Consider the following 19245-nt stretch of genomic DNA (forward strand, 5'->3'; position numbering starts at 1 on the left):
CTAGCATCCTAGAAATGGTAGCCGGAATGATCTCTGGAGGGAGATGCCGGACAACCAGAAGGTGGTGAGGAGAATGATGCCATGCTTGCTATTCGCTTCGCACTGAGCGACCCGGCCAAGGCCGAAGAGCGCAATGCCCTGGTAGATGAACACAAGGCGCATCTGCGTTCAGGTCACGTCAGCATCGTTCAGTCCGGTCCCATCAACGATGCCTCAGGCGTATACTGCGGCGGTGTCGTCGTGGCATCGGTCGGGTCCATGGATGAGATGCGACAGTTCAGCGAGCGGGATCCGTTTGTCATGCACGGCGTCTACAGCAGTGTCAGCATCTACGAATGGCGGCCCACAATCAGCAATCGGGACTGATTTCCCGGCAGACGACGACCGCAAGGATGTTTTTGGGGAGAGAGACATATGTGCCAGACACGCGTCAGATATTCAGTGGACAGATCTCCAATGGTCAGCCGACCGGTAGCCGCCCAATTGGCTCGCTTTTGCCGGGTCTTCGTCAAGGCTTAAAGGCTGCGACTTGCCGCACGGGCATCATTCGTCGCGGCAGGTGAAGACGCCAATTCACGATCAGTTTCAATTGCCCGGCAGGGCAGTCGTGGCGTGCGTAGCCGCGAACCCTCGGCCATGCGCATCGTATCGAGCAGGAAAGACGCAATTTTGATGGCACACGCATCCGCCCCAGCTCCCGGTCATTCCCAGATAATCGCGCAGAAGCCTGCCTTCGCGCGTAGCTTCCTGACAGTTCTTCTGTCGACGATGGTCCTTCTGGTTGCTTGCGCCCTCTACGCCCCGTCAAGTGTCTCCTGGGGTGCCTTGTCCGGTAGTTTGCCTTTCGCGGCCATCATTGCCATCGTCGGTCTCGGCCAACTCCTGGTCGTGCAGCAGGGCGGGTTTGATCTGTCGCTTCCCGGCGCCGTATCGCTGGCGGTTGTGGTGACGACGCATTTCCCGCAGCAGCAGGACGGTCTGCTGCCGGTCGCCATTCTGATCGTCCTCGGCTTCACACTGTCGGCGGGCATTGTGAATGGCGTACTGGTTTCGATTTTCCGGCTGAATTCCATCATTGCGACAATCGGAACCAATGCACTGCTTTACGGAGCCGTGTTTGCAGTATCCGGCGGTGTTCCCTCGATCACCACGCCGCTTCTGGCCGAGATCGCAGGCGGATCGAGCTTTGGTCTGCCCAATGCAGTCTTCTTTGCCCTCGGCGCAATGGGACTCGTCTCGTTCATCCTGAAGAAGACGGTCTTAGGTCGCCGCTTCGAGGCCGTCGGTGCGAACCCTCTCGCCGGTCAGGCGGCAGGTCTGAAGGTGCGACTGTACCGGTCGATGGCCTATGTGCTGGCACAGGTGCTCTATGGGCTCGCCGGAGTGCTGATTGCCGGCATCACCCGCGAGCCGACGGCCTTCCAGGGCGACAGTCTTCTGCTGCCATCGGTCGCTGTCGTCGTGCTTGGCGGAACGTCCCTTCTGGGTGGTCGCGGCTTCCCTGTTTCGACGGTTCTGGCTGCATTCTTTCTCAATCAGCTGAGCCAGTTCGCACTCGCAATCGGCGTGCCGTTTTCGGCCCAGACAATCATCCAGGCGCTGGCCCTTGGGTTCGGCATCGCAGTCTATTCGATCAAGTGGCGACCCGGCGCCAACAAACCGGCAGGTCTCAGAAGAGTGGAGGAGAAGAAATGAGAAATACGATCCTGATCAAGGCGCTGACCGTGTCGGTCACGACAACTCTCGTCTCGCTGTATGGCGTCAATAGTGCCCAGGCGGAAGTGCCGTCATGGTGCGGCCCGAAGAAGGCCACGCTCGCCCTGCTGGATGGCTATGGTGGCAATAGCTGGCGCCAGGTGACGACCGCCTCCGGCAAGCAGACGGTGGAACTTTGCCCCAGCATCACAAAATATGAATATGCTGACGGGCAGGGCGATACGCAGAAATCCATTTCGGATATCAAGAGCATGGCCGCAAAGGGCCTCGATGCGCTGGTCGTGTTCGGCGATACCGGGCCGGCCGTGCTGCCAACCCTGACCAGCGTCTACAAGTCGGGCAAGATCGTCGTGCCTTACCGCGTCAATGTCGGTGGCAAGGAAGGCACCAATTATTCGAAGTTCATCGGATCATCCTTCGAAAATGACGGCGAGACCTGGGGCAAGTGGATCAAGGGGATCCTGCCCAACGGTGGCAACATTCTCTTCCTCAGCGGTCCTGCGGGCAATAGCCAGGGTATTGATGAGTTGAAGGGCATGAAGAAAGTCCTTGGCCCGGAATACAAGTTCGTGAATCCCGAGCCCTTCGCGGTCACCAACTGGGATCCTGCGCTGACGCAGAAGGTCCTGACCGCCGAGATTGCCAAGAATGCCAAGATCGATGTGATTGTTTCGGATTTCGGACCGTCACTGGTCGGTGCGCTGCCGCAGTTCACGAAGCAGGGCAAGTCCATTCCGGCAATTGCCACGTCTGACGGAAACTCTCTCGGCTGCTTCTGGCAGGAAAACCATGCTGCCAATCCGGATTTCAAGCTGTTCACCGTCGCGACCGGAAACGACAATGTGCGTCTTGCCGTCCAGTGGGCAATTGCACTTGCAACCGGGGGACAGAAGCCGTCGGAAGAGATTTTCAAGGCTGCGGCGTTTGAAGATTCCGTATCTGGAAAGCCTAATCCGGTTCAGTGCCGGAAGGATCTGCCGGGATCCATCTACCTGTCCTCGGCCCTTCCGGCCGAAGCACAGGCCAAGGCCGTAGGCCAGTAAGACCACATATCTCGTGACCAGCAATGCCCGGCAGATCTCCTGCCGGGCCAGCCGCCGATCGAATGGAATGGAAGACATGGCAGCCCCCAATGTAGCGATCAAAACCACTGCGTCGACCGCACGCGGCATTACTATTGAGCTGAACGGCATCAGCAAGAACTTCTCTGCCGTTAAAGCCCTTACAGATGTCAGCGTCGCTTTCGAGGTCGGCGAGGTGCACGCCATTCTGGGTGAAAATGGTGCTGGCAAATCCACCCTGATGAACATCATTTCCGGAACGTTTCCACCCAGCGCAGGCGAGATCATCTTCGAAGGCAGGCCCGTGAACCGGATGACGCCGGATCTGGCGGCCTCTCTGGGCATCGCGATCTGCTTCCAGCATCCGGCGATCCTCGGCGATCTGACCGTGCTTGAAAATCTGCGTGTAGCCCTCCCTTCGGCGCTATTCGAAGGACGGCCCGCCCAGGTCATCGCAAAGGAAATGCTCGATCTCGTCGGGCTCGACCTGCCGCTTGGGCTGCGCGGTGACGACCTGACCGTTGCCCAGAAGCACCTTCTGGAAATCGCCAAGGCGCTGGCTCTGAAACCCAAGGTGTTGATCCTCGATGAGCCGACGGCCTCGCTCGATCAAGAATCGACCGATATGCTGTTTGATCGTGTGCGCGAGGTCACCCGGTCCGGCACCTCGGTCATCTACATCACGCACCGTCTGGCAGAGCTTCGCCAGATTGCAGACCGGGTCACCGTTCTGCGCGACGGATGTGTTCGTGGTGCCGCCCGTGTCAGGGAGATCAGCGATGCTGACCTCGTGAAGATGATCATCGGGCGTACTCTTGACGCCGCCTTTCCTCCCAAGGATGCCATCGGTGCGCAGACGGTCGCCTTTTCGGTGGAAGGGCTGCGCGCCGATGGACTGCATGGAGTCAGCTTTGACGTTGCGCGCGGCCAGATCCTCGGCATTGCAGGCGTAGCCGGCAATGGGCAACCGGAGTTGATGCGCGTATTGGCCGGCCTTGATCCTGCCGAGGGGCACATCCGGCTGCAGGGCGGCGCCCTGGATCAGAAAACACTGCTGGAGGCTGCGGCCTTCATGCCGTCCGACCGGCATCTGGAAGGAATTGCCAGCGGACTGACCGTGCGAGAAAATGCGACGTTTTCGGCGCTCGACAAGTTCGCCAGCGCAGGCATCGTCAGCCATCGACGCGAACTCGAAGGCGTCCGGTCGATCTTTTCGGAACTGGCTGTAAAGACCCCGGGCCTTGACGCGCCGATCCTGTCGCTTTCGGGCGGCAATCAACAGAAGGTCGTGATGGCGCGTGCCATGCTGTCGCAGCCGGGATTGATCATCGCCGATGAACCCACGCAAGGCGTGGATGTCGGTGCGCGTTTCGAGATCTACCGTATTCTGCGGTCGGTCGCGGCGTCCGGGACGCCTGTCGTGGTCAACTCATCCGATGCCGTTGAACTCGAGGGGCTGTGCGACAAGGTCATTGTTCTGTCGCGTGGCCATGTCGTTGCAACATTGACCGGCGATGACGTGACGGAGGAGACCATTGTCGCGGCAGCCGTTCAGGCAGATACGCATGGTGGCCACGTCATTTCGGAAAAACCAAGCGGTTTCGGTGGCTTGCGGCAGTTCCTGCAGTCGGATAATGCCCCGGCCGTGCCACTGGCAATCGTCATCGCCCTGCTTGGACTTTACGTCTACGGCCAGAATGAAAACTTTCTGTCGGCCTACAATGTCTACAACATATTGCTGCTTGCGACCGCACTCGGCTTCATCGCGCTCGGCCAGACGATCGCGCTTCTGATGGGCGGGATTGATCTGTCGGTCGGTCCGCTTGCCGGTTTTCTCGTGGTCTGCGCATCCTTCTTTGTCAATGACGGGCAGTCGGCGCCCATGATCATCGCGGGCTTCGCACTCATGCTTTCGGGGGCCGTTGCGGTCGGTTTGGTCAACGGCATCTTGATCCGGTTCGGGAATTTCACGCCGATTGCAGCAACGCTTTCGATGTATATAGCGATCCAGGGATGCAGCTTTCTTCTGCGAGACAATCCGGACGGGTACATCAATACGACCGTTTCCGAATGGATCAACTGGCAATGGGGACCATTCCCGGTCGCTTTTCTCGTTCTGATCACTCTGGCATGCTTTGCTGAATACTGCCTGCGCGCGACACGTGTCGGCTGGCGGCTACGCGCAGTCGGATCGAACGAGGCGACAGCCCGCCGGATCGGCACACCGGTCAACGCGACATTCGTCGGCGGCTACATTGCTTGCTCCTTGTTGACTGCTCTCGGCGCCATCATGCTGATGACACAGATTGGCGTTGGCGATCCGCGGCAGGGCGTCAGCTATACGCTGGCCAGCATCACCGCAGTCGTTCTTGGCGGAACGAGCCTTGCGGGTGGGCGCGGCACATTCATTGGTTCCGTGCTTGGCGCCATTCTGCTGACTGAAGTGTTGAATGCCGTGACATTCCTCGGCCTGTCGCAGACCTACCAGTATCTGTTCCAGGGCATTCTGATCGTGTCAGCCGCCTTGATCTATGCCTTGACGCGACGCCGGTCTCCAGGTTGAAGGCCCGGCAGAGCGTCATCATACGCGCCTCTGTGAGGAGATCTGGATCTTCTGAAGCTTCGGGATTATGGCTCAAGCTGTCCGGAGTCATTTGTGGCCGAGGAGACAGGATGCCTCCGCCATAGGTGATCCATAGAAACCGTATTGCTTAATGTTGGTTAGCCGCTGCCGCTCCGCAGCACTGATGTCACCCATATTGTGGCCATTGAGGGAGCGGGATTAATTTGACAACTGGCTCTAGAAATAGCCTTCTGCCGGTCGGCAACGCTGCTAGATGCAGGAAAGGATCTTCAAGCTCGTTAGGGATGCGAAGAACCAGAACCTGGTCAAATCCGTGCATCTCGACGTTGGTTGCGATCCGAAGGATCCGGTGGGCGAGACGCGATGGCTGCAGGCGATCGCCGATAGGTGCGGCTTTCCTCATGGAATCGTCGGGTATGCGGATTTCCAGCTGATGTGGCCGACTTTCTGGACGGACACATGCAGTTCAAGAACTTCCGCGGCATGCGGCAATCGATGAATTCTCATGCCGACCCCGCAAAGACCTAACTGGACAGACCCAAGGTCAGCCGCACCCCGGAATGGCGCCGCGGTTTTAAGGAACGGTGAAGTACAACCTCTCCTGCGATCTGCAACTCTATTACTGGCAGATGTAAGAGCCTACGAGCTGGCGTGCGATTTCCCCGACACGCAGATCATCCTTAATCACCGGTATGCAGGTCAATGGTCTGGAGCATTTCGAGTTCTGTCGCAAGAGTATGCAAAAGCCTTTTGAGGCGCCGAACGTGGCCTGCAAGATTTACGGATTTGGTGTGCGGGACTTCACCAGGACGACGGGATCAATCCGTCCCTATGAAGAGCGCCCATCGAGATCTTCGGCGTGGATTGCTGCATGTTTGCGTCGAACTTTCCTCTCGACAAACTCTTCTCCTCGTACAACACCATCTTCAATGCTTTCAAGGAGATTACTTGAAGCTATCTGCTAGAGGATCGCATGAAGCTTTTGCAAAACAATATGGAAAAGTTCTAACGGATCTGAACGCTAAATCAGCGGATGACTATAACCTCCCAAGGTCAATTCGACAGGCGGCAACCGTCTGGGGCTGCCTTTCTCTTTTCAGCCGTTCGAGCAGTGGTATGCCGGAAAGCCTTCGTCTAAGGTTCGCGCATGCGTGATCTCAATCTCAAAGCGACCGAATACTTTGAAGCCGTTGCCCGCTTGAGCAGCGTGACCAAGGCGGCCGAAGAACTTGGCATCTCACCCTCGGCGGTGAGCCAACAGCTTTCCCTCCTTGAGGCGCAACTTGGCGTTAAGCTGTTCCGTCGCGAGAAAGGTCGCCTGGTCCTGACGCTCTACGGCGACCGCCTGTTCCAGACTACTACCCAAGCCTTCAGCGCCATACGCAATGCCCGTTCTGCCGTTTCCTCTCAGCGGGACCGGCGCAATTTCGTCGTTCGCGTCAGCCCCAGTTTCGGGGTGCGCTGGCTGGGGCCCCGAGTCGGCGCATTCGCCGCCGAGAATGAAGACTGGAACATCCGCATTGATGCGACACCCGACTTCACGGCGTTTGAAGTCGACGCCTCAGGCGCTTGATGGCGCCGCAATGGCCGGACTTCATTATTCAGCCTCGTCTTAGTTCCATAATAAAGCTTATCCAACTTTTATGTGTAGCCGCAAAGTTAGAATGTCCTGTTTCTGCAAAGTTAAAGTGTCACACTCCCCGCGTTTGATAGCGCAGAGACAAGCGGATGGGGTTGATAGCGATGAGCGAGCGAGATCTGCAGCGGATCGAGGTTTTATCGAAGGTTATCGGCAGTCGGATGACGATGGTGTCGGCGGCACATGTTCTCGGCCTGAGTGAGCGCCAGGTGCGTCGGCTTCTGCAACGGATGCGGACTGGCGGCGCGGCGTCGATCCGGCACAAGGCGATTGGCCAGACGTCGAACAACCGGCTCGGGAATGTTCTGGCCTATATCAAGGAGCAGCAGGACAAGCCGAAGGTGAAGAGCAACAGCGAGAAGAACGGCTACGTTAAACGTGCTCGCGGGCCGGGCCGGCGGAAGGAATTCATGAGCGATCCGGCCGTGATTGCACGGCGGGAGAAAGCGCTGTTGCGGCAACGGGCTGCCGAGTAAGGCGTCTCAAAGCTAAAGCCGAAGAGGTGCGCCCCACCCGCCCCGATCTGATCTTGCAAGCGGATCTGCCGCCCGGATCGGGGCTGAACGGTGTGCTGTATGGCGAGTAGTCGGACATTTCTACTTTGCAAACCAGCGGACATTTCAACTCATCCGCCACATTATGTGTGGCCGGGGTGGGTTCAAGGATGAAGTGCGACTTGCGAATGATACCAATGGGTTGTCACTCGCAAGGAGAATGCAATGGAACGCACCTACTCCCACATTGACCTCGATGAACGTTGCAAGATTGCTCGCTGGAGAACGGCTGGCCTAAGTGTCGAGGTGATTGCCGAGAAGCTTGGTCGACATCGCTCGACGATCTTTCGAGAGATCAAGCGCAACATGTTCGTCGACAAGGTCGTATCTGATCTCAGTGGCTACTACTGCGTGACCGCGCATAGCATGGCTTGCGAAAGACGCACCAAGCTGCGGAAGTTGGTGCGCTTCTCAAATGTCCGGCAGTCCGTTATCGACCGGATCATGCATGGTTGGTCACCCCAGCAGATCGCTGGCCGGATGCGTCTGGAACAGCACCCGATCTCGGTCAGTCACGAAACGATCTACAAGTTCGCCTACTCGGCCGACGGACACGCAATCAAGCTTTGGCGTCACCTGCCAGAGCATCGCGCTCGACGACGCCCACGACATGCAAGACGCAAGCACGGGCAGAGGTTTAGCCCTGAACTGAACATTCTGCGGCGCCCGGATGCTGTTGCTGATCGCAAGCAGTTTGGTCCCTGGGAATGTGACCTGATCCAGTTCCGGAAGAAGTTTGGGAAAGCCAATGTGACCTCGCTTGTCGAACGAGTCAGCCGGTTCGCAATATTCCTGCGCAACAATGATCGGCAATCTCGGCCCGTTATGGACGGTCTTGTGCAAGCGCTCCAGGCGCTGCCCCACCTCGCCCGCCGCTCGATTACGTTCGACCGCGGCACTGAGTTTACAGACTGGCCTTATCTGCAAGCCAGCATTGGCACGCAGACTTGGTTCTGCGACCCGCAATCGCCTTGGCAGAAAGGCACGGTCGAGAACACCAACAGGCGAGCGCGAAAATGGCTTTCGAGAGAGGTCGATCCCTTATCCGTAAGCGACGCGGATCTTGTCGCGATCTGCAATCAGCTCAATGAGACGCCTCGTAAATGCCTGGGATACAGGACACCGGCAGAAGTCTTCCGCAAGAAGCTGCTCGCACAGCTGAGGCATACCAGTTAGCTTCGCCCTGCCCGCGAGTCGCGCTTCACCATGAACTCACACACGGCATATAGACCTCTCGAAGCTACCGTCGGATTCCCAAAGGCCGATCTACCGCGGCTTCGGTTCGGGTGGCAGCTTGTGCTTTGTGGCGTCCTCAGAGCCTGTAATCACGGTAGGTTTTGCGCTGGCAACACCTGACGCCTTTCGATCCGCTTGCGATTTTGCGAATTGTCCGGCGGCGTCCGCCTCGACCTTATCTTTGTCAGCCATAATGATCTCCGGTTGATTTTCTATCGAACCGTCATGGACTTCCAAAGTTCCTCAAGTATGGTCAGCGGACCTGAAGCGCTCACGCCTGGAGACAACATATTCGCGCCAGACGGTGAAGAGCCCTGCTCCAATCACGATGACCGATCCAAGTACTGTATTCCAGCGGAGGATTTCGCCGAAGATCGTTGAGGCGATGACCGCACCCACGACAAGTTGCCAGTAGGAAATCGGCTGGACCAGTACGGCATCGAGATTGTCGTAGGCCTTGATCAGCGAAAAATGGCCAATGATGCCTGTACAGCAAAGTCCGATCATCAGCGCCCAATCCCAGCCGGTGAACGGTACCCAGTAAAATGGACCGAGGAGATTTGCACCGACAAAGCCAACCAGCGTCAGATACAGAAAGCTCGTTGATGGAGGATCTTCCCTGCTGACCAGCCTGGTGAAGAGACCATAGATTGCACCAAAAATGGCACATAATAGCGGCAAGGCGATGTAGACGTTGAACTCACCGCCACTTGGCCAGAGCATGAGGAGAACACCGACGAGACCGATCAGAATGGCGGTCCAACGGCGCCACCCTACCCGCTCCCCAAGGATCGGCATTGATAGCAGCGCCACGAATATGGGGCCGGCAGCGAATATGGCCTGTGATTGTGCAAGTCCTACTTTGGTGAATGCGACGATCGAGAGAAGGATCTGAAGGAAAAGCAGAAGCCCCCGACAGACCTGAAGCACTGGATAGCTGGTTCGGACAGCGCGACGCAGCCCACCCTCCGATTGCATCGCAATGACAATCGCAAAGGCAACGAACGCCCAGTAGCGTACCATTGCGACCTGAATTGGTGAATGGGTCAGCCCAAGATGCTTCGATAGACCGTCCTGAATGGCAAAAACGGAAAACGCAAGAAAGGTAAAGCTATAGCCGAGTGGCGGAGATTTCATGATCGGAATGCGGAGGTTGGCAAGCGGAAGGCTGGCAAAACCAGTCGGCGAACCTTACCCTCGCATCTGGCAACCGTGCGCGCAACGATAATATATCAGAAAGCGCGAACTTTCAGGCGGCACGGCACAGCAAGCCTGAACGAAATCAGGCCGCCCTCTTCCGAGGACGGCCTCTCCTTGGGAGGAAGAGCAATCATGCTTCCTTGAAAACGTCCTCGCGGTTCTTCTGCATTGAAGGGCTGACCGCTATGACAAGCGCAATCACACCGATGGCCAGCAACAGAGCCGACAATGGCGACTGTACGAAGGTAAGCGGATTCCCATCCGAAATGATCAGAGCCTGGCGCAGCTTTTCTTCGAGAAGGCGACCGAGCACGAAGCCCAAAGCCAGAGGGGCGGCCTCAAAGTCCAGCTTGTGCAGCGCGTAACCGACGAAGCCAAATAGTGCTGCGAGCATGACCTGTGCCGGATCGGATGAGATCGAATAAAGCCCTATACAGCAGAAGCAGACGATTGCCGGAAACAGAAGGCGATAGGGTACGCGAAGCAGCTTCACCCAGAGCCCGATCAGCGGCAGGTTGATGATGACAAGCATCAGATTGCCGATCCACATGGATGCCACCAGTCCCCAGAACAGTTCGGGACTGCGCTCGATGACCTGCGGTCCTGGAACGATGCCTTGGATCATCATTGCGCCGACCATCAGTGCCATGACCGCGTTCGGAGGCAGTCCCAGTGTCAAGAGCGGAATGAATGACGTCTGAGCTCCGGCATTGTTGGCCGATTCAGGACCCGCAACTGCGGCAGGCGCGCCATTGCCGAAATCCTGCGGACGCTTCGAAATGCGCTTTTCGACAGCATAGCTTGCGAATGGACCCAGGATCGCACCGTTGCCGGGAAGCACGCCGAGAATAGAGCCAAGCGCGGTACCACGCAGGATGGGCGGCAGATTTTCACGCAATTCCTTGAGTGTGGGCCAGAGGCGACCGATCTTGCTGCGCACGACATCACGTGCCTCCGGATCGGCCAGATTCTTGAAGATTTCGCCAAAACCAAACACGCCCATGGCCAACACGACGAATTCGATCCCGTCCTGTAGCATCTCAAGATCGAAGGTCATGCGTTCGCGGCCAGTCTCCATGTCCGAGCCGACGCAGGACAAAAGAACGCCAACCACAATCATGGAGATTGCCTTGACGAGCGATCCTCGAGCCAGAACAACGGCCAGCACCAACCCCATGATCATCAACGAGAAATATTCCGCAGGGCCAAACAGCAGACCCATCCTGGTCATCGGTCCACCGAGTGCGGCGATGATGATAGTGGCAATCGTTCCAGCAATGAACGAGCCGATGGCTGCAAGTCCTAGCGCAAGTCCTGCCTGACCGTTCTGCGCCATCTTGTGACCATCGATGGCCGTCACGACAGCCGTCGCCTCACCAGGAATATTGACGAGAATTGCAGTCGTAGAGCCACCGTACTGGGCCCCATAATAAATGCCCGCCAGCATGATCAAGGAGCCGGTCGGATCCAGCGACAAGGTGACAGGCAGCAGAATCGCGATGGTCGCGACAGGTCCGACCCCGGGAAGAACGCCGACCAGTGTACCGATCAGGCATCCCAGAAAGCAGAGAGCGACATTCTGGAGCGTGAGCGCGACCGAAAGGCCGAGCCCGAGATTGCTGACGAAGTCGAACATATCAGTATCCTATCAACCAGGGAGCCACGGGCAGCGACAGGCCGAGCGCGTAGCGGAAGAGACCTATGCAGATCGCACTGAGAACGACGGCAAACACAATGAGCTCAAGCGGTTTTGTGTCTTTGGCCGCGAGGCCTGAAACGATGATGGAGAGCGGTGTCGCAACCGCCAGTCCCAGCGCCGGGATCGTCACGGGCCCGAGATGGTAGCCACGGATCGTCACTGCGAAAGCGATGACAGCCAGAACCACGGGGACCATTTCCTTGATGGCCCAATGGCCCGTTGATTCCCCGGGGTTCTTCCAGGAAAGCAGAAGTTGCAGGGCGCCAAGCGCGATGATCAGAAGCGCGAGGATCCGAGGCAATAGCCCAGAGCCCACTCCGCTACTGGTCATAAACGGCAGTTCGGCACCCGCCCAAAGAGCAATTGCTCCGAACACGACCAGGACCAGTCCTGCAACTCTTTCCTTCCCGAGCCCCGAACGGGGCTCGGCGTCAGTTGCGATGTTATTGTCCTGCATCCTACTCGACCTTGATATCCGCAGTTTTCACGACTTCGCCCCAGCGCGCCCGCTCCTGAGCCATGAAGGCGCCGAAAGCATCGCCAGCGACCTTCGAGGGCGTAGCGCCATCGTTTTTCAGCTTCTCAAGGACGGAAGGGTCGCTCAAGGTTTCAGCCGTTGCGGCAGTCAGCTTTGCCTTGACGTCGGCGGGAAGTCCCTTCGGTCCAACCAGGCCATACCACGCAGAGGCCGTGTAGCCGGGAAGACCAGCCTCAATGGCGGTCGGAACGTCTGGCAGCGATTCGAAACGCTTTTCGCCTGTTACGGCCAGCGCGTTGAGTGTCTTGTCCTGAATAAGCCCGATTGCAGACGGAATTGTCGTCACCATAAAATCGATATGGCCACCAACAAGGTCGTTCACCGCCGGACCAGCGCCCTTGTAAGGCACGTGTTTGATATTGATCTTGGCGGTCTGGCCGAACAGCAGCGCGCCCAGATGGCTGGCGGATGCATTGCCAGCTGAGCCGTAGACCAGTTGCTTGGTCTTCGCCAGTTCGATCAGGTCCTTGAGCGTCTTGGCCTGGACGCGTGGTCCGGTGACTACGACCAGTGAGGCATCAGCGATCATCGCGATCGGCTCCAGCTTTTCGGCCGGATCAGCCTTCAGCTTGAAGATGTGCGGGTTCACCGCCATCGGACCCTGGTTGCCGATCAACAGCGTATATCCGTCTGGTGCAGAGTTTGCGACCACTTCCGTGCCCAGGTTTGCTGCTGCACCCGGACGGTTGTCCACGATGACGCGACCGCCCAGAGCTTTTTCAAGCCTTGCGGCGAAAACTCGGGCGATCGCGTCAGTGCCGCCGCCCGCAGCATAGGACACGACAAGAGTGATTGGCTTTGATGGATAGTCCGCCGCAAGCGAAGAACCTGCCATTGACATGGAGAGCAGAGCTCCGCCAAGGGCAAGAGCGGAACGACGTGTAAGTTTCATGGACATGATGTCTCCTCCCACAGAGTAGTGTAGTTAAACAGATGTGTTGCCGTAAACTGAATGTGCATTGTCATGAGCGGCGCGAACGAGTGCCGCGCCTTCGAAAAGTCGTCGCGATGTCCGCATGACGGACACCGTCGGAATGTTGTCACCGGGTGCCATCTCGACGCGGACGCTGAGTTCGCCCGTAGGATGCTCCCAACGCAGCGTTCGGGGCAGACTTGCCTGAAGCAGGTGCTGGGAAATGAGGCTGTTCGGGATCGTCGCACCCAGTCCGAGTGTGACGGCCCCCGTCGTTGCCAAAGCTGCATGGCAGTTGGCAGGGGTGAAGTACCTGACGGCGAGATCGCCGCCATGCTTTGGAGAGCCAATAAGAACCGGCTTGGGCAAGACCGATGCTCTGACATCGCCAAGACCCATCAGCCGACCCGCTTCTATCCGGACCCGTTCCAGAATGTTGAGGAAAGCGTCATCAGCGTCGAATGCGGCTGCAGGCTCTGATCCCGTGAAACCGAAATCTGTAGCTTTCAAGACAACCAGAGGCGTTGCGCCATCAATCAATGTTGTCTCAAATCCGCCGATCAGATCTACTGCATTGCCAGACGGAAGCAGCTTCCCCGTTTTGGCGCCGACTGCGTTGCGGAATGCAAGATAGACGGGAGCTGCGGTTCCAGGAACGCCGTCAATCGAAGCTTCTCCGGAATACACCACGCGTCCGCCCGGCGTGCAAACACGCGCATCAATCAGCTTGCCGGTATTCACATTGTGAACGCGAATGAGCGTTTCGTCTCCGGTCGGCTGAACCAAACCGGCTTCGAGTGCAAAAGGACCTACGGCAGATAGCATGTTGCCGCAATTCGGAGCGGTGTCCACGCTCTGTTCCAGGACCTTAACCTGAGCGAAAAGGTAATCGACATCAGCCTCGGGATGCGTTGAAGGACCGACAATTGCAACCTTGCTGCTCAGCGAGTTTCCGCCGCCAATCCCGTCGATCTGCAGCGGATGTCCTGATCCCATGATTTCAAGCAGCAAAGCATTACGCTTCTCAGGGTCTGACGGTAGATCGCTCGCAAGAAAGAACGGCCCCTTGGAAGTGCCGCCTCGCATGAGGACGCAAGGAATCGATATGAGATCGTTCATGCTTTCGCTTCCGCTAACTTATGTGATATGCGGATTAATAATCCTGTTTATTTCGTTTACAGGAATTGCTATTGATATGTGAAATGCGAAGATTTCGGAGATTGATGCAAAATGAACATTAATTGCGAAATACTGGATTTGCGGTCGTTTCTAGGCGTGGTTGAACTGGGAAGTTTCAACCGGGCGGCTGAGACGCTCAACATTTCACAGCCCGCGCTGAGCAGGCGAATTCAAAAACTTGAACAAGCGGTTGGAGCCCCGCTGCTTGAGCGAACGACACGGCACGTGGCGCCGACCGCGCTGGGTAACCAGTTCATTCCATTGGTGCGCCGCATGCTGGAAGAGTTTGATGGCTCTCTCTTTGCAATCAAGGATCCAGGGGTCAATCGCGGTGGACTGGTCACCATCGCGTGTCTGCCGACGGCAGCATTCTACTTCCTGCCGACAGTCATTCGCCAGTTCAACGAAGAATACCCGAACATTCGATTCCGCATCCTCGATCTTCCGGCAACCGATGGGCTGCAAGCGGTTGCTCGCGGCGAGGTTGAATTTGGAATCAACATCATGGGGAATTCAGATCCGGATCTTACCTTTGATCGAATCGTTGAGGACCCCTTTGTATTGGCTGCCCGCAAGGAGCATCCCCTCGCCTCAATGGAGCGGGTCGGCTGGGGAGATCTGGAACCCTACCATCTCATCACGGTTCACCGATCCAGCGGAAACCGCACGCTTTTGGATGCCGCGCTGGCGCGCTCGAACATCAAGCTGAGATGGTTTTATGAGGTGACCCACCTCTCTACGTCCCTGGGTCTCGTCGAAGCGGGACTTGGAATCTCGGTTCTTCCACGCATGGCAACGCCGCAGGGTGATCATCCCTTCCTGATCACCCGGCCGATCGGGCAACCGGAGATTTCCCGTACGATCGGCGTTGTAAGAAGGCGTGGCGGCGCGCTCTCTCCGGCGGCAGAACGATTCCTCAACATGTTGATGGGCACGTGGGCAGCCTGATTCGACTTCAGTAGATTTCAGGCTCGCCTGCCGAACGGCCAAAACCCGTTTCCAGGAAATCGAAATCGCAACCTTTATCGGCCTGCGTGACATGCTTGAGGAAAATGTGGCCGTAGCCGCGTTCGAACCGGGGCGCAGGCGCGACCCAGGCCGCCCTCCTTCGGGCGAGTTCGCCTTCGTCCACCAGCATATCAAGACGGCGATTGGGAAGATCGAGCCGGACGATATCTCCTGTCTTCAACAGCGCGAGTGGCCCGCCGATATAGCTTTCCGGGGCAACATGGAGAACGCAAGCGCCATAGGATGTACCAGACATTCTGGCATCCGAGATTCTAAGCATGTCGCGATGCCCCTGTTTGATCAGGGCCTTTGGAATCGGCAGCATGCCCCATTCCGGGAAGCCAGGACCACCATGCGGACCGGCGTTTCGCAGCACCATGACATGGTCCGGCGTAATATCCAGGTTCTCGTCGTCCACAGCCTTCTTCATCTCAGGATAGCTATCGAAAACTAGTGCCGGACCCTGGTGAACATGGAATTTGGGATCACATGCAGCAGGCTTGATGACTGCGCCACCCGGGCACAAATTGCCCCGCAGTACGGCGAGCGACCCTTCCTCGTAAACAGGATTGGAGAGCGGTCGGATCACATCCGCATTATAGACCTTTGCACCTTGCAGGTTCTCTCCCATCGTCTTGCCGGTAACGGTGAGCACCGATAGATCGAGGCGATCTTCCATCTGCTTCATGAGCGCTCTCAGCCCACCGGCGTAATAGAAATCCTCCATCAGGTAATCCTTGCCGGATGGCCTCACATTGGCGATGAGTGGGGTTATGCGCCCCAGAGCGTCCAGATCATCCAGCGTGAGATTGATACCTGCACGTCTCGCCATAGCGATGAGATGGACGACGGCATTGGTGGAACAGCCGGTCGCCATGGCGACGACGGCGGCGTTGCGGCAAGCGCCTTCCGTTATGATTTGATCCGGCGTCAGATCCTCCCAGACCATCTCCACGATCCGGCGCCCACACGCTGCCGACATGCGCTGATGCTCAGAATCGACCGCTGGAATCGAGGATGCGCCGGGCAGTGTAAGCCCCATGGCATCGGCTATCGCCGTCATCGTAGAGGCGGTCCCCATCGTCATGCAGGTCCCGGCGGAGCGGGCGATACCGCCCTGAATACCGAGCCATTCCGCATCAGAAATATTGCCTGCACGGCGCTCGTCCCAATATTTCCACGCATCGGAACCGGACCCAAGCGATTTGCCCGCATAGTTGCCACGCAGCATTGGCCCCGCCGGAAGATAGATCATTGGAACGCCAGCAGAAATCGCGCCCATGACCAGACCCGGCGTGGTCTTGTCGCAACCACCCATCAGCACGACGCCATCCAGCGGATGACACCGGATCATCTCCTCGGTCTCTATGGCGAGCAAATTACGATAGAGCATGGAAGTCGGTTTGATGAAGCTTTCATCGACCGAAAGCGATGGCAGTTCGACAGCAAAGGCACCGGCTTGAAGGACGCCGCGCTTCACATCCTGCACACGCTCGCGAAAGTGTGCGTGGCAGGTGTTGAGTTCAGACCATGTGTTCAGAACGCCAATGATCGGGCGATTGGCGAAGTCTTCTTCACCGTAGCCAAGCTGCATCATGCGCGAGCGGTGGCCGAAGCTGCGCAAATCATCTGGCGCAAACCAGCGTGCAGACCTCAAATCTTCCGGCTTCTTCCGTTCCCGCATGGCAAGTCCTCCTGTTTGCGCACGGGAAGAATCCTCCACCCCACCCGTAATTGAACTAATACACTAAAACATCAGTGCATCAAATTCTGTTTCGATCTATAGTCCGGCAGGCGACAGGAGGAGTATGGCAACAATGCGAGACCAGGTGCTGGACAGATCCCGCCAAGTGGCGGTGCAGATCCGCGATATCTTGCGGGAACGCATTCTGTCTCTGGAACTGGAACCGGGACAGCCTGTGTCGAGACACACGCTCCAGAACGAATTCACGGTCAGCCAGACACCTGTTCGAGACGCCTTGCTGCGCCTGAAGGAAGAGGGATTGATCGACATATTCCCGCAGTATGCGACGCGTGTTTCGCGAATCGATATCAGCCACGCGCGGCAGGCCCAGTTTCTGAGACTATCGATCGAAGCCGAAGCCTTGCGGCGTCTGACAGTCGAAAACTCAACGGCAACCGCCGATCAACTGGATGAACTCATTGCGCTTCAGGAGCGATTTGCCGAACCTGAGACATATGGCCGGTTCGAAGACCTGGATCGTGCTTTTCACCGCGTTCTTTACCTGCAAACCGGCATCAGCCGCCTGTGGGATGTTGTGAGGGCGCAATCGGTCCACCTTGATCGTCTGCGGCGTTTGAATCTTCCTATGCCTGGAAAACTGCAGTCTCTGATCGGCGATCACAAAGCAATTGCGCAGGCTGTCAGGCGTTCCGACGTCGAGGGAGCGGTAAGTGCCTTGCGTGAACATCTCTCTGGGACGCTATCGATCGTGCACGAAATACGCACGCGATTTCCAGATTATCTTGTGGACGAGGCCGAACAGGACAGGCACGTTCCCTCTGAAAATGCGGATTCATGAGAGTTAGAAAGGCGTAACATGCGCGCGAACCGGATCAGGCAATTGTGGGCGGCAGATCAACCGGTGCTCAACGGGTGGCTTTCGTTCGCGTGCCCATTCACGGCCGAAGTCATGGCGGCGCAGGGCTATGACAGCCTGACCATAGATATGCAGCACGGCATGGTAGACTTCATGACCAGCCTTGGAATGATGCAGGCCATGAGTGCCTCTGGCGTCGTGCCAATGGCCAGAGTGGCCTGGCTCGACCCTGTCGAAATCATGCGTATTCTCGATGCTGGCGCCTATGGCATCATCTGCCCCATGATCGAAACGCGAGAGGATGCTGAGAGATTGGTTTCCTACGTCCGCTATCCCCCGACAGGCGTGCGCAGCTTCGGCCCTTCACGCGCAGTTTTTTCGGCAGGCACCGATTATGGCGAGCGGGCAGACGAGGAAGTATTGTGCTTCGCCATGATCGAAACCCGCAAGGGCTTCGACAATATGGAAGAAATCGCATCAACGCCGGGACTGGATGGGCTGTACATCGGTCCGGCCGACCTTGCGCTCGCTCTGACGGGGCGGACCTATCGCACCGGTTTCGATCGAACCGAGCCGGAACTGATCGACGCCATCGTGAAAATCCGGGAGGCCGCACATGCCGCCGGAATTCGCGCCGCCTTGCATTGCGGCTCAGCATCCTATGCCGCCCAGGCGACGGGTTGGAAGTTCGATCTGCTGACCGTCAGCAACGACGTGCGGCTTCTCGCTGCGGCGGCACGTGCGAGCGTGGAGGAATTCAGAAAGACGGCAAAGATCTGAGCCGATCAATCAGAAGCGGGCTTCCTGGGCTTTGATCGCTTGGGCTGAAACTCGACCAGAAGCGATTTCAACTCGATCTCGCGAACGCGCCGCGCCGCTTCATCCGGGCTAACCCAGGCAATGCGGCGCTCGCCCTTTTCCTTGAATTGCTCGCGCATCTCCGTCACCTCTATCTGGAAGACATCCACGACACAGGGCACTACATTTCCGTCATCGAGAAGCTTGAGATAGGTATAGCGGCCTATCGGCTTCTTCCTGACATCGCCCCGAACGCCCGCCTCTTCCCATGCTTCGATGGCTGCAGCCTCATGCGGCTTCTTTTTCTTCATTGGCCAGCCCTTGGGGATGACCCAGCGACCGCTGTCACGCGTCGTCACAACGACAATCTCGACGCTCTTGTCATCAGCGGTGCGGCGAAAACAAAGAGCGGCATATTGCTGGCGAAAGGAGCCAGAGAATAACTTGTCCGGCACGCCTGCAAGCTGCTTCAGCAATGATGGTGTTTTGCTCTCCCGCAGCTTGGCGGCTTTTTTGATTGACTTCATTATTTTGGATGAGCGCGAGGATGCGTGAACGG

At 57.5% G+C, this 19245-nt stretch carries 17 protein-coding genes and 2 pseudogenes; 11 read left to right on the forward strand and 8 right to left on the reverse strand.

Going from position 1 to position 19245, the window contains the following annotated elements:
- The first annotated feature begins 81 nt into the window (after nucleotides 1-81).
- The 8 genes and pseudogenes from G6N80_RS03255 to G6N80_RS03285 all read left to right on the forward strand — a co-directional run bounded on the left by G6N80_RS03255 (nucleotide 82) and on the right by G6N80_RS03285 (nucleotide 8730).
- Complete coding sequence (locus G6N80_RS03255; RefSeq protein WP_165131235.1) at nucleotides 82-366, forward strand: YciI family protein; 285 nt, start codon at nucleotides 82-84, stop codon at nucleotides 364-366.
- A 306-nt stretch (nucleotides 367-672) separates the two neighbouring features.
- Nucleotides 673-1695, forward strand: a complete 1023-nt coding sequence (locus G6N80_RS03260; protein WP_062556544.1) for an ABC transporter permease — start codon at nucleotides 673-675, stop codon at nucleotides 1693-1695.
- Nucleotides 1692-2759, forward strand: a complete 1068-nt coding sequence (locus tag G6N80_RS03265; protein ID WP_165131237.1) for a substrate-binding domain-containing protein — start codon at nucleotides 1692-1694, stop codon at nucleotides 2757-2759. Before G6N80_RS03260 ends, G6N80_RS03265 begins: the two co-directional genes overlap by 4 nt.
- Before the next feature lie 76 nt (nucleotides 2760-2835).
- Nucleotides 2836-5340, forward strand: coding sequence for an ATP-binding cassette domain-containing protein (locus tag G6N80_RS03270; protein WP_165131239.1), 2505 nt, complete (start codon nucleotides 2836-2838; stop codon nucleotides 5338-5340).
- 304 nt (nucleotides 5341-5644) lie between these two features.
- A pseudogene (locus G6N80_RS23560) lies at nucleotides 5645-6310 on the forward strand (amidohydrolase family protein); the annotation flags it as partial.
- 198 nt (nucleotides 6311-6508) lie between these two features.
- Nucleotides 6509-6934: a LysR family transcriptional regulator gene (locus G6N80_RS03275; RefSeq protein ID WP_165131241.1), complete on the forward strand. Its 426-nt coding sequence runs from the start codon at nucleotides 6509-6511 to the stop codon at nucleotides 6932-6934.
- 155 nt (nucleotides 6935-7089) lie between these two features.
- Nucleotides 7090-7302 (forward strand): annotated as a pseudogene (locus tag G6N80_RS03280) (helix-turn-helix domain-containing protein); the annotation flags it as partial.
- Between the two features lie 417 nt (nucleotides 7303-7719).
- Nucleotides 7720-8730, forward strand: coding sequence for an IS30 family transposase (locus G6N80_RS03285; RefSeq protein ID WP_165131243.1), 1011 nt, complete (start codon nucleotides 7720-7722; stop codon nucleotides 8728-8730).
- Nucleotides 8731-8820: 90 nt separating this feature from the next.
- On the opposite strand, the gene G6N80_RS03290 is transcribed toward G6N80_RS03285, so the two are convergent.
- From G6N80_RS03290 to G6N80_RS03315, 6 genes are all read right to left on the reverse strand, one after another.
- Nucleotides 8821-8982, reverse strand: coding sequence for a hypothetical protein (locus tag G6N80_RS03290; protein ID WP_165131245.1), 162 nt, complete (start codon nucleotides 8980-8982; stop codon nucleotides 8821-8823).
- Between the two features lie 51 nt (nucleotides 8983-9033).
- The gene (locus tag G6N80_RS03295) at nucleotides 9034-9927 is read right to left on the reverse strand and encodes a DMT family transporter (RefSeq protein WP_165131247.1); all 894 of its coding nucleotides are present in this window, start codon (nucleotides 9925-9927) and stop codon (nucleotides 9034-9036) included.
- Nucleotides 9928-10120: 193 nt separating this feature from the next.
- The gene (locus G6N80_RS03300; RefSeq protein ID WP_165131249.1) at nucleotides 10121-11626 is read right to left on the reverse strand and encodes a tripartite tricarboxylate transporter permease; all 1506 of its coding nucleotides are present in this window, start codon (nucleotides 11624-11626) and stop codon (nucleotides 10121-10123) included.
- 1 nt (nucleotide 11627) lies between these two features.
- The gene (locus tag G6N80_RS03305) at nucleotides 11628-12146 is read right to left on the reverse strand and encodes a tripartite tricarboxylate transporter TctB family protein (RefSeq protein ID WP_165131251.1); all 519 of its coding nucleotides are present in this window, start codon (nucleotides 12144-12146) and stop codon (nucleotides 11628-11630) included.
- A gap of 1 nt (nucleotide 12147) precedes the next feature.
- Nucleotides 12148-13125: a Bug family tripartite tricarboxylate transporter substrate binding protein gene (locus G6N80_RS03310; protein WP_246251392.1), complete on the reverse strand. Its 978-nt coding sequence runs from the start codon at nucleotides 13123-13125 to the stop codon at nucleotides 12148-12150.
- Between the two features lie 27 nt (nucleotides 13126-13152).
- The gene (locus tag G6N80_RS03315; protein ID WP_062556537.1) at nucleotides 13153-14259 is read right to left on the reverse strand and encodes a 4-oxalomesaconate tautomerase; all 1107 of its coding nucleotides are present in this window, start codon (nucleotides 14257-14259) and stop codon (nucleotides 13153-13155) included.
- Nucleotides 14260-14370: 111 nt separating this feature from the next.
- Here G6N80_RS03315 and G6N80_RS03320 point away from each other — a divergent pair, with 111 nt between their 5' ends.
- Nucleotides 14371-15267 carry a LysR family transcriptional regulator gene (locus G6N80_RS03320; protein ID WP_062556536.1) on the forward strand — a complete coding sequence of 299 codons (897 nt, stop codon included), beginning with the start codon at nucleotides 14371-14373 and terminating at the stop codon, nucleotides 15265-15267.
- 7 nt (nucleotides 15268-15274) lie between these two features.
- Here the strand turns inward: G6N80_RS03320 and araD are convergent, their stop codons facing one another.
- A complete protein-coding gene (gene araD, locus G6N80_RS03325; protein WP_165131253.1) occupies nucleotides 15275-17011 on the reverse strand; it encodes an L-arabinonate dehydratase in 1737 nt (578 codons plus the stop codon).
- A 124-nt stretch (nucleotides 17012-17135) separates the two neighbouring features.
- Here araD and G6N80_RS03330 point away from each other — a divergent pair, with 124 nt between their 5' ends.
- Both G6N80_RS03330 and G6N80_RS03335 read left to right on the forward strand, forming a co-directional pair.
- Nucleotides 17136-17870 carry a GntR family transcriptional regulator gene (locus G6N80_RS03330; protein WP_165131255.1) on the forward strand — a complete coding sequence of 245 codons (735 nt, stop codon included), beginning with the start codon at nucleotides 17136-17138 and terminating at the stop codon, nucleotides 17868-17870.
- Between the two features lie 18 nt (nucleotides 17871-17888).
- The gene (locus G6N80_RS03335) at nucleotides 17889-18668 is read left to right on the forward strand and encodes an HpcH/HpaI aldolase family protein (RefSeq protein WP_062556533.1); all 780 of its coding nucleotides are present in this window, start codon (nucleotides 17889-17891) and stop codon (nucleotides 18666-18668) included.
- A gap of 5 nt (nucleotides 18669-18673) precedes the next feature.
- On the opposite strand, the gene G6N80_RS03340 is transcribed toward G6N80_RS03335, so the two are convergent.
- Nucleotides 18674-19213: an NUDIX hydrolase gene (locus tag G6N80_RS03340; protein WP_062556532.1), complete on the reverse strand. Its 540-nt coding sequence runs from the start codon at nucleotides 19211-19213 to the stop codon at nucleotides 18674-18676.
- Nucleotides 19214-19245 lie beyond the last annotated feature (32 nt).

It is taken from the genome of Rhizobium rhizoryzae, assembly GCF_011046895.1.
GTDB lineage: Bacteria > Pseudomonadota > Alphaproteobacteria > Rhizobiales > Rhizobiaceae > Neorhizobium > Neorhizobium rhizoryzae.

Excerpts from the sequence above, each read along its gene's own strand:
- G6N80_RS03270 (WP_165131239.1), top strand. The coding sequence starts at position 2,836 with ATGGCAGCCCCCAATGTAGCGATCAAAACCACTGCGTCGACCGCACGC.
- G6N80_RS03315 (WP_062556537.1), bottom strand. The coding sequence starts at position 14,259 with ATGAACGATCTCATATCGATTCCTTGCGTCCTCATGCGAGGCGGCACT.
- G6N80_RS03310 (WP_246251392.1), bottom strand. The coding sequence starts at position 13,125 with ATGTCCATGAAACTTACACGTCGTTCCGCTCTTGCCCTTGGCGGAGCT.
- G6N80_RS03265 (WP_165131237.1), top strand. The coding sequence starts at position 1,692 with ATGAGAAATACGATCCTGATCAAGGCGCTGACCGTGTCGGTCACGACA.
- G6N80_RS03295 (WP_165131247.1), bottom strand. The coding sequence starts at position 9,927 with ATGAAATCTCCGCCACTCGGCTATAGCTTTACCTTTCTTGCGTTTTCC.
- G6N80_RS03340 (WP_062556532.1), bottom strand. The coding sequence starts at position 19,213 with ATGAAGTCAATCAAAAAAGCCGCCAAGCTGCGGGAGAGCAAAACACCA.
- G6N80_RS03290 (WP_165131245.1), bottom strand. The coding sequence starts at position 8,982 with ATGGCTGACAAAGATAAGGTCGAGGCGGACGCCGCCGGACAATTCGCA.
- araD (WP_165131253.1), bottom strand. The coding sequence starts at position 17,011 with ATGCGGGAACGGAAGAAGCCGGAAGATTTGAGGTCTGCACGCTGGTTT.
- G6N80_RS03275 (WP_165131241.1), top strand. The coding sequence starts at position 6,509 with ATGCGTGATCTCAATCTCAAAGCGACCGAATACTTTGAAGCCGTTGCC.
- G6N80_RS03285 (WP_165131243.1), top strand. The coding sequence starts at position 7,720 with ATGGAACGCACCTACTCCCACATTGACCTCGATGAACGTTGCAAGATT.
- G6N80_RS03305 (WP_165131251.1), bottom strand. The coding sequence starts at position 12,146 with ATGCAGGACAATAACATCGCAACTGACGCCGAGCCCCGTTCGGGGCTC.
- G6N80_RS03260 (WP_062556544.1), top strand. The coding sequence starts at position 673 with ATGGCACACGCATCCGCCCCAGCTCCCGGTCATTCCCAGATAATCGCG.
- G6N80_RS03335 (WP_062556533.1), top strand. The coding sequence starts at position 17,889 with ATGCGCGCGAACCGGATCAGGCAATTGTGGGCGGCAGATCAACCGGTG.
- G6N80_RS03300 (WP_165131249.1), bottom strand. The coding sequence starts at position 11,626 with ATGTTCGACTTCGTCAGCAATCTCGGGCTCGGCCTTTCGGTCGCGCTC.
- G6N80_RS03320 (WP_062556536.1), top strand. The coding sequence starts at position 14,371 with ATGAACATTAATTGCGAAATACTGGATTTGCGGTCGTTTCTAGGCGTG.
- G6N80_RS03330 (WP_165131255.1), top strand. The coding sequence starts at position 17,136 with ATGGCAACAATGCGAGACCAGGTGCTGGACAGATCCCGCCAAGTGGCG.
- G6N80_RS03255 (WP_165131235.1), top strand. The coding sequence starts at position 82 with ATGCTTGCTATTCGCTTCGCACTGAGCGACCCGGCCAAGGCCGAAGAG.